The organism is Clostridium lamae, assembly GCF_033043255.1.
Taxonomy (GTDB): domain Bacteria; phylum Bacillota; class Clostridia; order Clostridiales; family Clostridiaceae; genus Clostridium; species Clostridium lamae.
In genome coordinates, this window is sequence record NZ_JASCQJ010000028.1 from 1 (window position 1) to 12204 (window position 12204).

Annotated in this window: 11 protein-coding genes; 8 read left to right on the forward strand and 3 right to left on the reverse strand. The window is 26.4% G+C overall.

The window, feature by feature from the left end; genetic code table 11:
• From QK892_RS12770 to QK892_RS12780, 3 genes are all read left to right on the forward strand, one after another.
• A partial coding sequence (locus QK892_RS12770; protein WP_317273921.1) for a sensor histidine kinase occupies positions 1-1372 on the forward strand: 1372 nt, incomplete at its 5' end.
• A 59-nt stretch (positions 1373-1431) separates the two neighbouring features.
• On the forward strand, positions 1432-1929 hold the full coding sequence (locus QK892_RS12775; protein WP_317273922.1) for a TspO/MBR family protein: 498 nt from the start codon (positions 1432-1434) through the stop codon (positions 1927-1929).
• A gap of 67 nt (positions 1930-1996) precedes the next feature.
• Positions 1997-3958 carry a DNA topoisomerase gene (locus tag QK892_RS12780; RefSeq protein ID WP_317273923.1) on the forward strand — a complete coding sequence of 654 codons (1962 nt, stop codon included), beginning with the start codon at positions 1997-1999 and terminating at the stop codon, positions 3956-3958.
• A gap of 83 nt (positions 3959-4041) precedes the next feature.
• On the opposite strand, the gene QK892_RS12785 is transcribed toward QK892_RS12780, so the two are convergent.
• Together QK892_RS12785 and QK892_RS12790 are read right to left on the reverse strand one after the other, a co-directional pair.
• The gene (locus QK892_RS12785) at positions 4042-4746 is read right to left on the reverse strand and encodes an LrgB family protein (RefSeq protein ID WP_317273959.1); all 705 of its coding nucleotides are present in this window, start codon (positions 4744-4746) and stop codon (positions 4042-4044) included.
• A complete protein-coding gene (locus QK892_RS12790) occupies positions 4746-5123 on the reverse strand; it encodes a CidA/LrgA family protein (RefSeq protein WP_317273924.1) in 378 nt (125 codons plus the stop codon). Before QK892_RS12790 ends, QK892_RS12785 begins: the two co-directional genes overlap by 1 nt.
• Positions 5124-5302: 179 nt before the next feature.
• Here QK892_RS12790 and QK892_RS12795 point away from each other — a divergent pair, with 179 nt between their 5' ends.
• The 5 genes from QK892_RS12795 (at position 5303) to QK892_RS12815 (ending at position 11132) form a co-directional block, all read left to right on the forward strand.
• Positions 5303-6328 (forward strand): ABC transporter substrate-binding protein, encoded by a 1026-nt coding sequence (locus tag QK892_RS12795; RefSeq protein WP_317273925.1) that lies wholly within the window; start codon positions 5303-5305, stop codon positions 6326-6328.
• Between the two features lie 98 nt (positions 6329-6426).
• Entirely contained in the window at positions 6427-7194 is a 768-nt protein-coding gene (locus QK892_RS12800; RefSeq protein ID WP_317273926.1) for an ABC transporter ATP-binding protein, read from the forward strand.
• The gene (locus tag QK892_RS12805) at positions 7187-7975 is read left to right on the forward strand and encodes an ABC transporter permease (protein ID WP_317273927.1); all 789 of its coding nucleotides are present in this window, start codon (positions 7187-7189) and stop codon (positions 7973-7975) included. The genes QK892_RS12800 and QK892_RS12805 overlap by 8 nt, the downstream gene beginning before the upstream one ends.
• A 151-nt stretch (positions 7976-8126) precedes the next feature.
• Complete coding sequence (locus QK892_RS12810; RefSeq protein WP_317273928.1) at positions 8127-9971, forward strand: tetratricopeptide repeat protein; 1845 nt, start codon at positions 8127-8129, stop codon at positions 9969-9971.
• A 63-nt stretch (positions 9972-10034) separates the two neighbouring features.
• Positions 10035-11132, forward strand: coding sequence for a hypothetical protein (locus QK892_RS12815; protein WP_317273929.1), 1098 nt, complete (start codon positions 10035-10037; stop codon positions 11130-11132).
• A 118-nt stretch (positions 11133-11250) separates the two neighbouring features.
• On the opposite strand, the gene QK892_RS12820 is transcribed toward QK892_RS12815, so the two are convergent.
• Entirely contained in the window at positions 11251-12183 is a 933-nt protein-coding gene (locus tag QK892_RS12820) for a hypothetical protein (RefSeq protein WP_317273930.1), read from the reverse strand.
• Positions 12184-12204 lie beyond the last annotated feature (21 nt).

Below are 12204 nucleotides of genomic sequence, written 5' to 3' on the forward strand. Positions count from 1 at the left end.
TTCTTATTTTATATGGATTAGCAAATTAATTTCATTATTTATATTATATGATAAATTTGAAAAAAATTTATTAGACAATGCTTATTTAAATGCATTTGAAAGCTTTAAGAAGTCTAAGGATATTAAAAAAAATCTAAATAAAATGTTGAAGAGAAGAGAGAAAGAACTTACAGAGTTAAACCTATTATTAGCAAAAAGTGAAAAAAAATATTTGGATGTTGTACAAGCATTTTCTAAGGGACTATTAGTTTTTGAAAATAATATATTAAGTTATTCTAATTGCCTTGAAGAATTATTTAATTTTGAAGAATTATTTAATACAGAAGTAAATAAGAATGATTACAGTAATAGGAAAATAACTCTAGAAAATGTTTTAAACAAAATAACTGGAAAAATATATGAGAGTGATAAAAATATAGAAGACTTTTTTGTAAAAATACAAATTAAAAATAAAATTGGTGAAATGAGAGATTATGAGATATATTTAATTAATATTGATAATAGTAAAAAAGCACTTGTTTTTTACGATATAACAGAAATTATTAAGCAGAAAGAAGAAATAGTAAAAATAGAGGAAAATATTAATGAAGAAAATATTAATGATGAGTTCTATTCAAATATTTCTCATGAGTTAAGAACGCCAATTAACGTTATATATTCCGCACTTCAATTAAATGACATATATTTAAAGGATAATAAGATTGACAGCATTAATAAGAATAATAAAGTAATTAAGCAAAACTGTCTAAGACTTATTAGAACTATAAATAATTTTATAGATAGCAATAAGCTTTCAGAAGGTTATTTAGATATTCAACTTAATATTTATAATATAGTAGATATCGTGGAAAATGTTATATTAGCCTGTGATTATTATATGAAGCTTAAAGAAACAAAAATTATTTATGATCCCCAATATGAAGAGATATACTTAAAGTGCGATAAAGATTATATAGAAAGAATTATGTTAAATATATTATCAAACTCCTTAAAATATGGAAAGCAAAATGGAAATATTGACGTTACTGTAAAGGTTGAAGAGGATAATATAGTTATTGAAGTAATAAATGACGCTGATAGTATTCCTGAAGATAAGAGAAATGAAATTTTTGAGAAGTTCACAAGGATTAATTCTTCATTAAATAGACCATCAGAAGGAAGTGGACTAGGATTATATTTAACTAAGGGATTAGTTGAACTTCATGGAGGAGAAATTAGCATAAGTGTTGGACCTACATATGGAAATATATTTAAAATAGTACTTCCATATGATAAAAACATAAAGGGTGATTGTAGTTATATAAATAATTACGCTCAAATAAATGAAATTAAACAGAAAATTGATATAGAGTTCTCAGACATATATTTTTAATAACATAACTTTATTTTTCTTTGCATATATAATAAGGAATATTTATAGGAGTGATATATATGAAAAATAAAGTTCGATTAAATGTAAAGATTATCCCCTTAATTTTAAACATACTGATTCCGTTGCTTGGTGGATTTATAGTTTCATATATTAATAGGAATGCTATGAGTCTTTATAGCACTACTGTAAAAAAACCTTTTTTTACACCACCAAGTATAGTTTTTATTATAGTTTGGAGTATATTGTATGTACTTATGGGGATTGCTGCGTATAGAATATACATAAAAAATAAAGAAAGTAATTATGATAACGGAGCATATTTCTTTTATCTAGTGCAATTAATTTTGAATTTTATGTGGAGCTTTATATTTTTTACGTTTAGATTATATGGTCTATCATTTATATGGATAATAATATTATTTATTTTTGTTGTAATAACCTTTATAAAGTTTATAAAAATTGATAAAGTTGCAGGGTTTTTGCTAGTTCCATATATGATTTGGTCAGTTTTTGCAGGAATTTTAAATTTCTTTATATGGGTTTTTAATGAAATGTAAATCAAGATGTAGTATAATAAAGTAGACCTTCTTTGAAGGTTTATTTTTATTTAGAAAGGAAGTTTCTATGGGCAAAACTTTATTTATTGCAGAAAAACCTTCAGTGGCTATGGAGTTTGTGAAGTTGTTGAATGTAAAAGGAAAAAGAAACAACGGATATATTGAGGGTGAAAGAAGCATCTTTACATGGTGTGTAGGACATATGGTTACTATGAGTTATCCAGAAGTTTATAATGAAAAATTGAAATTTTGGAATTTAAGAGACTTACCTTTTTTACCCAAAGAATACAAATATGAAGTAATTCCTTCTGCCTCTGCACAATTTAATGTTGTAAGTAGTTTAATGAATAGGGAAGATGTAGAAACTATATATGTTTGTACTGACTCAGGGAGAGAAGGAGAGTATATATATAGATTAGTTGACGATATGGCTGGTAATCCAAATAAAGTGAAGAAAAGAGTTTGGATAGACTCTCAAACTGAAGAAGAAATTAAAAGAGGGATAAAAGAAGCAAAGCCTCTATCCGAATATGACTCCTTAGCACATTCAGCATACTTAAGGGCTAAAGAGGATTATATATTTGGAATAAATTTTTCTAGACTACTGACATTGTTATATGGCAAGACTTTAGCAAATGTTTTAAAGAAAGATAAAAATGTTGTTGTAGCTGTAGGAAGAGTTATGACTTGTGTTCTTGGCATGGTAGTAGAAAGAGAAAGAGAAATTAGAGATTTTAATAAAAAATCCTTTTATAAAATATCAGGTAATTTCTCTAAGGAAGATGATACTGTAGAGATAATGGCTGATTGGAAGGCAATTGAAGGATCAGAGTATTTTGAATCTCCTAAATTATATAGTGAAGTAGGATTTAATAAAAAGGAAGATGCTGAGGAATTAATTACAAGGCTTAGAGATATAGGCTTTGGAAACATAAAAGAGGTTAAGAAAACAAAGGAAAAGAAGAATCCTCCTCTTTTATATAATTTAGCAGAACTTCAAAATGAATGTACAAAAAGATTTAAAATTAGTCCAGATGAAACATTAAAGATTGTTCAAAATCTTTATGAAAAGAAGATGGTTACATATCCAAGAACTGATGCAAGAGTATTATCTACAGCAGTGGCAAAGGGAATTAAAGGCAATATTATTAAACTTAAAAATATGCCTATAGGTGAAGATTTATCTAATGTAGCAAATGAAATAATAGAAAAGGATTATTCAAAAAGCATACTAAAAAGTAAATATGTAGATGATAGTAAAATTACTGATCACTATGCAATAATACCAACTGGAGAGGGAAAAGATACCTTATTGAAATTACCTAGTTTAGATAAACAAGTGTACTTTGTTATTTTAAGAAGATTTTTATCCATATTTTATCCTCCAGCTCAATATAGTAAAATGACTATCACCATTTTAGTTGGAAAAGAAAATTTTATTATAAATAAGAAGATTTGTGTTGATAAAGGGTATCTAGTAATATTAGGTAACGATAAAGAAGAGAAAGAAGATGCCTTTCCTGAAAATTTAAGAAAAGGTACTAAGGTTATTATTAATGAATTGGAAATCAAGGAAGGGGAAACTTCACCACCAAAAAGATATACGACTGGTTCTATGATAATAGCTATGGAAAATGCAGGGAAACTTATTGAGGATGAAGAGTTAAGAGAGCATATAAAAGGAGCTGGAATTGGAACATCAGCAACTAGGGCTGAAATTCTGAAGAAATTAATTAATATTGAATATATGCAAGCTAACAAGAAAACACAGATTATAACACCTACTAATCTAGGCGAGATGATTTATGAGGCTATAAGAGTTTCAATACCTTCACTTTTGAATCCTGCATTGACTGCATCTTGGGAAAAAGGATTAAAACTTGTTAATGATCAGGAAATAGGACCTGAAGAATTTATGACTAAACTTGAAGCTTATACAAGAAATAATACACAAAGAGTATTGAAATCATCAAATATTGGGATTTTAAATACAAAATTATTAAAGATAAAAAACCAAGAACAGAATTAAAAATGAAAGAATGAAAGAATGAAAAGCTCTCAACAACTTGATTTTATCAAGTTGTTGAGAGTTTCTTAAATTTATATTCTCTTTTATTTTATTAAAAATGATAATAAACCATATATTGTTGGAGCCAAGAATACTGTCATAATACCAGCAATTCCTATAGATAACGAACTCATGGCTCCTTCAGTTTCACCAAGTTCTAATGCTTTTGTTGTTCCAACAGCATGAGAAGCGGTTCCTAATGCAATACCAATAGCAATTTTATCATTAATCTTAAAGATCTTGCATAATAGTGGTCCAATTATAGCTCCAATTATTCCAGATATAACTATAGATAGAACAGTAACAGGTGCTAATCCGCCAAGTTGATTTGTGATTTCTATACCAATAGGAGTAGTAACAGATTTAGATAGCAGAGATATGGTTAGTATTTTTTCCATACCAAATATATTCGATAATAAAATAACAGAACAAATCCCTATAGTACTACCAATTAAAATTCCTAAAAGTATAGGTAATAAATGCTTTTTCAATAAATGCAATTGCTTATATAAGGGAACTGCTAAAACTACAGTAGCAGGGCCAAGAAACATATTTATAAATTGACCGCCTTTGTTATATGTATCTACATCAATGTTAAATATCAATAAAAGACTAATAACTAAGGCTATTGCAATTAGTAATGGGTTAAAAAGTGGAAATTTAGTTTTTTTATAAATAAATAAACCAATTTCGAATGCTATTAGCGAAATTATTAATGCAAATAAAGTGTTTTCTGATAAAATTCCTATCATTCTGTTTTACACCCTTTCTTAACTTTATTACCTTTAATCTTTATAATATACTGAACCACAGTGCCGGTAACGATAATAACAATACCAGTAGTAATTATACATAAAAGTAAAATATAAATTAAACTATCCTTTATTGAATCGAAGGATGAAATTAATCCCACTCCAGCAGGAATAAAGAAAAAAGATAAGTGATCTAAAAAGAATGTTGATATACTTTCAATCTTTTCAACTTTAATTACTTTTGAACATAATAAAATTAATAAAATTATCATTCCTATAATATTACCTGGCAATGGTAGATTAAATCCCTTAGAAATTAACTCACCAATTAAATAAATACCTAGAATAATAATAGCTTCTCTAAATATCTTCATTAGATTACCTCCTTAAACTATTATTAATTTAACATTATTAAAAAAAGATGTAAATGGAGTAAAAACATTTACATTTCAATAAAAGTAAAAATAGATTATAAATCTTTATTTTTTAACAAAATTTGCTATATACTCATATTATAAACCATAGATTAATTACTATTCTTTTGGAGGATTAAATGAAAAGCAAATTTTTAAAAATTATATCAATAGTTGCTTTATTAGGAGTAACTTCTTTAAGTTTAATTTCTTGTAAAAAAACTTTTGATGAAAACAAAGAATTAACAAAAATTAGGTTAAATGAAGTAGTAAGATCAGTATTTTACGCACCTATGTATGTAGCAATAAATGAAGGTTTCTTTGAAGAAGAAGGTATAGAAATAGACTTATCAACTGGACAAGGAGCAGATAAAACTATGCAACAAGTCTTAAGTAAAAATGCAGATATTGGTTTTTCTGGACCAGAGCAAGTAATATACATTAATAATCAAGGTAGAGAGGATTATCCAGTTCTTTTTGCACAATTAACTCAAACTGATGGAGCCTTTTTAGTAGGAAGAGAAGCAAATGAGAATTTTAAGTGGACTGATTTGAAAGGAGCTGAAATTATAGGGGGAAGACCTGGTGGAGTTCCTCAAATGGCATTTGAATATGCACTTAAGCTAAATGGATTAGATTCAAAAACTGATGTTAGTTTAGTTACTAATATAGATTTTACAGCTACATCAGGTGCTTTTAAGGCTGGAACTGGAGAATATGTAATTTTATTTGAGCCAACTGCATCAATGCTTGAAAAAGAAGGTAGTGGAAAAATAATTGCATCTATCGGGAAAGAGGTTGGGAATCTTCCTTATACTGGTTTCTTTGCTACTAAATCATATATGGATGAAAATCCTGAAATAATACAAAGTTTTACAAATGCAATTTATAAAGGACAAAAGTGGGTTGATACACATAGTGATGAAGAAATAGCAGACTCTATAATTTCATTTTTCCCTGGAACGGACAAAGATATAATAGTATCAGTCGTTAAGAACTATAAAGAAATAGATGCTATTGCAACAAAGCCATCAATAGAGAAAGAAGATTTAGAAAGATTAATGGATGTTATAGAAAGCTATGATAGCAATTTATTACCTGAAAGACCTTCATTTGAAAAGATAGTAAATAATAGTTTCGCAGAAGAAGCTATGAAAGCAAAGTAATCGCTAAAGGTTTTTTACATTTTAAATTAGGAGCTGTTTTTTTACAGCTCCATAGTAATATTTATAAGGGTTAATACATATGAAAGGAGGTTAGAGAAATGAGTTTAATAAATATTTCAAATATAAGCCTAACTTATCACTCTGTAAATGCAGAAACTAAGGCTATAGATAATTTAAATTTCGCAATAGAAAAAGGAGAATTTGTAAGCATAATTGGACCATCTGGTTGTGGAAAATCAACACTACTAAATATAATTAGTGGCTTATTGAAGCCTTCTGAAGGTAAAATAATTTATAATGATAAAGATATTAAAAATAGATTAGATAAAATGGGGTACATGTTTCAGAAAGACTATTTATTTGAATGGCTTTCTGTTAGAAGTAATGTAATGCTTGGACTAAAAATTAAAAAAATAGATAATGAAGAAAATATAAATAGAGCAGATAAGTTATTAGAAAATTATCAGTTAGATAGGTTTAAAAATCATAAGCCTACTGAATTATCTGGAGGAATGAGGCAAAGGGTAGCATTAATAAGAACTTTAGCATTAAATCCTGATGTATTACTTTTAGATGAACCTTTTTCTGCATTAGATTATCAAACAAGATTAAAGGTGTGTGATGATGTTAAGGGAATTATTAAGAAAGAAGGAAAGACAGCGGTTATGGTTACACATGATTTAGGGGAAGCAATTGCAACTTCAGACAGAATAATAGTTCTTACTAAAAGACCAGCAAATATAAAATTAGATGTAAATATAGAATTTAACAATAAAGAAGCAACTCCTTTTCAAAGGCGAAAAGAGCCAGAGTTTAATGAATATTTCAATTTATTATGGAAGGAGCTTGATTTATTAAATGAGTAAGGAACATTTAGAGTATATAAAAAAAATAAAAGTAGAATTATTTAAGATTACTTTATTTAGAGTGGGTATATTAATAATTTTCATAGCGCTGTGGGAAATATTAGCTCAATTAAAAATCTTAGATCCATTCTTAACATCTAGTCCTAGCAGAATATTAAATTCATTAATTTCATTTGTTAAAGAAGGAACACTATTTAATCATATATTAATTACTTGTTTCGAGACTATTTTAGGTTTTACATTAGGAACTGTATTAGGAGCTATAATTGCAATTGTTTTGTGGGCATTTCCCTTTGTTTCAAAGATATTAGATCCATATTTAGTAGTATTAAATGCACTACCTAAAGTTGCCTTAGCACCTATAGTAATATTCTGGGTAGGTAATGGGATGACTGCAATTATTGTAATAGCATTACTTATATCTATTGTAACAACTATAATAACAGTATTAACTGGATTTAATGAGGTTGATAGAGGTAAATTAAAGTTAATGCAAACATTACAAGCAAGTAAATTTCAAACATTAAGATATCTTATATTTCCAGCCAATATTCAAGTGATAATTTCAGCGTTGAAAATAAATGTAGGGTTATCTTGGGTTGGAGTAATAATGGGAGAATTTTTAGTGGCAAGAGAGGGACTTGGTTTCTTGATAGTGTATGGAGGGCAGATTTCTCAGTTAGATATGGTTATGATGAGTATTGTAATATTATCAGTAATTGCATTTATCATGTATAAAATAGTTGCAAAACTTGAGGAGAAACTTACAAATATAAGTTAGAATGAAGAAGCTAATGATATTAAATATTATTAGCTTTTTTGTTTAGAAAAAAGCTAATACTACTAAAATTATAATTGTAAATAAGGTAGATATTTGATAAAATCAATATGTATAAAAGAAAACATATAGATAAAATTGATTTGGAGGAAAAATGAAAGAGGTAAGGGGATTTTTTTCTAAGCTTAATACGATTTCAAAACCTTTTTTTAATAAGGGGAAAAGTATATTTAAAGTCATATATAATACTTTAAAGAGGAGTTTTAATAAAATAAGTTACTATTATAAAAAGGCAAATTCTAAAAATAAATATGTAGAACCAATTGTTGTTATTGGAGCTTCATGTCTTTTTGTTTTTATTATGATATTATCTATTAGGAATTTTACAATTGTAGAAGAAGTGAATTTTACTGAAAACTCTGGAGAGTATTTGTATTATGAAAATAAATATGATGAAGCTATAGAAGAGTATAAAAAAATTCAAGAAAGCGACAATTGGCCAATATGGACAGTTGAAATTGCTGATATATACTCTTTGCAAGGAGAAACAGCTAAATCAAGTACTTTATTAAAAGAAGCTTTAGTAAAAAGGGACAAGATTATAAAAGAAGAAGGATATGAGGAGTACAAAGAAAAAGACTTAGAACTAATTAGTTCAATGTTATTTACTTTTACTTTTAATAAGGAATATGTAGATGCTATATCCTTTGGTGAACAATATCTAGGTGATTATGGTGTAAATAAAGATATTACAAAAGTATTATTTATGGCATATATTTTAAATAATAATGAATATAAGGCTGCTGAAATTATAGATACATATCCTTTAGATAAAGAATCTTCATATGATATTGCAACATTAGCAAATATGAATATTTTAATTAATAGATGGGATAATGGTTTGGAGTTATTAAAGGATGCATGGAACTTAGATCAAAATGATTTGAAAGTATATAATGTAATTAGTGATATGTATTTATTTGATAAAGACTCATTAATTAATACATTAGAAAATATGATAACAGATTCAGATGAAGATGCATATAAGGTATTTCTATCGAAAGTATATGCAATGAATAAAGAAACAACAGATAAATCAATAAGTTTAATTAGAGAATTAGATGAAAAGAATATAGACTGTATAGTAACTGATCTTATAAAGTATGATATGAATAAGATTTCCAATAGTGAAGCTGAGGCAGATGAGTATTTGGATGATGCTATAAATAAATCAAAGGCAATTGATAAGGAATCTTACTCAACATATTATTTATTATCTATTAAGGCTCTAAATAATGAAAAATATGATGAAGCTCTTGCTTATGCAAAAAAAAGCATTAACTCTAATAGTAATAATGTTGAAAGTTTTGGAACATTAATTCCAAATATATTAATTGCTAAAAATGACTTTCAATTGATTGAAGCATATTATAGACAGGCTATAAAAAATGAACCTTTTAATTATGAAGCGATTATAAATTTGGCTAATTATTATACAAATTATGTTTCTAATGATGAAAAGGCAATGGAGTATTTTGATTTAGCAATCAAAATAAGAAAAGAGGATAGTGCTTTATATAAAAGAGTTGCAGAGCTTTATATAAAAGCTGAAAATTATGAAAGTGCTATAGAAAATATTAAAGAAGCTATAAAAATTGACGATAATATACAAGAGTACTATAGAACTTTAGGAGCTCTTTATTTAACTGAAGGTCTTAATGACGAGGGGATAGAGATAACTCGTAAGGCTTATTCAATGAATGAAAAGGATGTTACTTCATTAAATAATGCAGCATGGTATTACTTGATGGTTGAAAAAGATCTATTAAGAGGATTTGAGAATCTTAAAGCGGCTTATACAGAAATGCCAGCTGGAATAAGTGAAGAAGATAAAAGTATAATAATAGAAAATTATAATACCGTTAAAAAAGCTTATGATGGCTTTATGGAAGACGATACTAAAGAATTTAATATTATTGGAATGAAATTGATATATTAAAAGTGCTATTTAGCACTTTTTTTATAATTTTTATAAAATATTATAGATGCTATTGGAGGGTATATGAGAAAAAATAAGAAAGTAATTAATTCTATTATAATTTTTTTAATTATAATTATTGGTTTTATATTTATTTTCAATAATAAGTTTAAAGAAGAATTAAGAGTGGAATCCTGGGAAAATGTATATAACGAAAATAATATAAGGTTTTTTTATAGTGATACAGATGATGAAAAAATAAAAATATTAAAACAAACTAATAATTTAGAAGAAAAAGTTAAAGATGAAAAAGATATGATTAAGAAAGCTATAAATGTTATTGGTGTAATTAATGAAATAATTACATTTGATGATGTCCCAAGTACAAGTAGAATAAATGGAGTTGATATATTAAAAGATAAGAGTGCTTCGAAAAAAGCATCAGCTAGAGATCTTGGAATAATTTACAGGGATGTTTTAACAAGTCTTGGATATACAGCAAGGTTAGGTGAATTTAAGAGGACAAATGAAAGCTTTAATAAAGAAAGGTCCTACTACGTTGTTGAATATTGGAGTAAGGAATATAATAAGTGGATAATGATTGATTTTATAGATAAGGGATACTTTGATAATAAAGGATTCCCATGTAGTGCTATGGAATTACTAGAGGTAGATATAAGAAATTTGAATTACAATGGAAATACAGATAGAAAAGATTATATTCCTATGTTAAAAAAAGTTCTATTTACTTACACTATAAGTATTGATAATACAATAGATATGTCAAAAAGTAATAGCTATATAACTTATATAAAAGATAAAAATGATATTTCACTTAAGTTTAAAGGAAGTTATTTACCACCGACTATCTTTACAGAAAATAAGGATTTAATGAATAAAAATCCTATAGAAGAAAGTACATCTCAAGATGAGAAAGCTTATATAGTTTTAATGAAGAAACAAGAAGAGAATAGCGATAATAATATAAAAGAAGCAGCATTCATAATAGGTGGATTTAAAGATGGCAAAATTTTGGATGAATATTATATAAGAGAAAACAATGGAGAGTTTGTAAGTGTAAAAAAATATAAAGATATAATTCTAACCAAAGGAAGTAACACTATTGAACTGTCACTAAATGGTAAAGATGTAATGAATAGAATTGAAATAGTATTTAAATAAGAAAGTAATATAAAATCTTTATATAGTTGTTGTATGTATAGTTTTATTTGTATTATTAGTTACAGGAATAGTAACATTAAGAATATAAGAATAAAAAAACAGGGTTCACCCTGTTTTTTTACTTTTTGATTTCCTCTTCCAATTTTATTTTTAAATTTATTAAATCTTTTTCATATACATTAAATTTATTTGTTAATTTATTTTGTATACTTACCACTTTGTTCTTTAAGCTTATAGATGAATCCAAAGCAGAATTTATCTTACCTTGAATAAAATAGTCTGTAAAAATGTTGTCAAAGAAATAATCCATAAAGCCTGAAATCCCGTCTAAACTTAAAGATATAGTTATATTTTCGCTTAAATCATCTAATTCAGCATTATATTTGATAAGCATAACTTTAATGGAATTAAGTGCAGTAGAGGCATCATTCATCTTTGATCTTTTTGCCATAGTAGCTATTAAATCTCCACCCATCATATCATAAATTCCCCAGTTTTTTGCACTATTTAAAGATGATATAGCATTATCTATATATGGAATAAGATTATCTCCTTCTAATAAGGCTTCTTGAATTTCTTTTTTTTCTATAGATATGAACTTAATTCTTTCTAATATCTCTGATACTTTTTTACTTTTATCATTATTTAAGCTTAAAATATAATCGGCAGATTTATTTAATAAATTATTATATTTTAAATCTAAATCGCCTAATTGTGATATTTCATTTAATATACTCTTTTTATTAGATAACAATCTTTTTAAATAATCATCACATTCAATATACTTTGCCTGAGCTTCTAAAAATTCAAATTTTTCTTTAGAAATCTTTTCATCTATTGTACCTTTCATTTTATAATAAATAGAAGATAGACTAAAGGATTCAAGTTTATCAACATCCTTCTTTTCTTTAGATAATTTTATTTTTAATTCCTCAAAGGTTTTTTCAGTTTTATTAATTTCATGCTCAATAGCTAAAAGTTTAGAGTTTAATTTTTTTAATGTATTTCTTTCAGATTCAATTTTTATAAATTCCTCATTAAAATTATTCACAATACCCTCCTTAATAATAAT

What these genes read in the sequence shown, in the direction of transcription:
- QK892_RS12815 (WP_317273929.1), top strand. Translation starts at nt 10,035, where the DNA reads ATGAGAAAAAATAAGAAAGTAATTAATTCTATTATAATTTTTTTAATT.
- QK892_RS12805 (WP_317273927.1), top strand. Translation starts at nt 7,187, where the DNA reads ATGAGTAAGGAACATTTAGAGTATATAAAAAAAATAAAAGTAGAATTA.
- QK892_RS12780 (WP_317273923.1), top strand. Translation starts at nt 1,997, where the DNA reads ATGGGCAAAACTTTATTTATTGCAGAAAAACCTTCAGTGGCTATGGAG.
- QK892_RS12810 (WP_317273928.1), top strand. Translation starts at nt 8,127, where the DNA reads ATGAAAGAGGTAAGGGGATTTTTTTCTAAGCTTAATACGATTTCAAAA.
- QK892_RS12775 (WP_317273922.1), top strand. Translation starts at nt 1,432, where the DNA reads ATGAAAAATAAAGTTCGATTAAATGTAAAGATTATCCCCTTAATTTTA.
- QK892_RS12800 (WP_317273926.1), top strand. Translation starts at nt 6,427, where the DNA reads ATGAGTTTAATAAATATTTCAAATATAAGCCTAACTTATCACTCTGTA.
- QK892_RS12790 (WP_317273924.1), bottom strand. Translation starts at nt 5,123, where the DNA reads ATGAAGATATTTAGAGAAGCTATTATTATTCTAGGTATTTATTTAATT.
- QK892_RS12795 (WP_317273925.1), top strand. Translation starts at nt 5,303, where the DNA reads ATGAAAAGCAAATTTTTAAAAATTATATCAATAGTTGCTTTATTAGGA.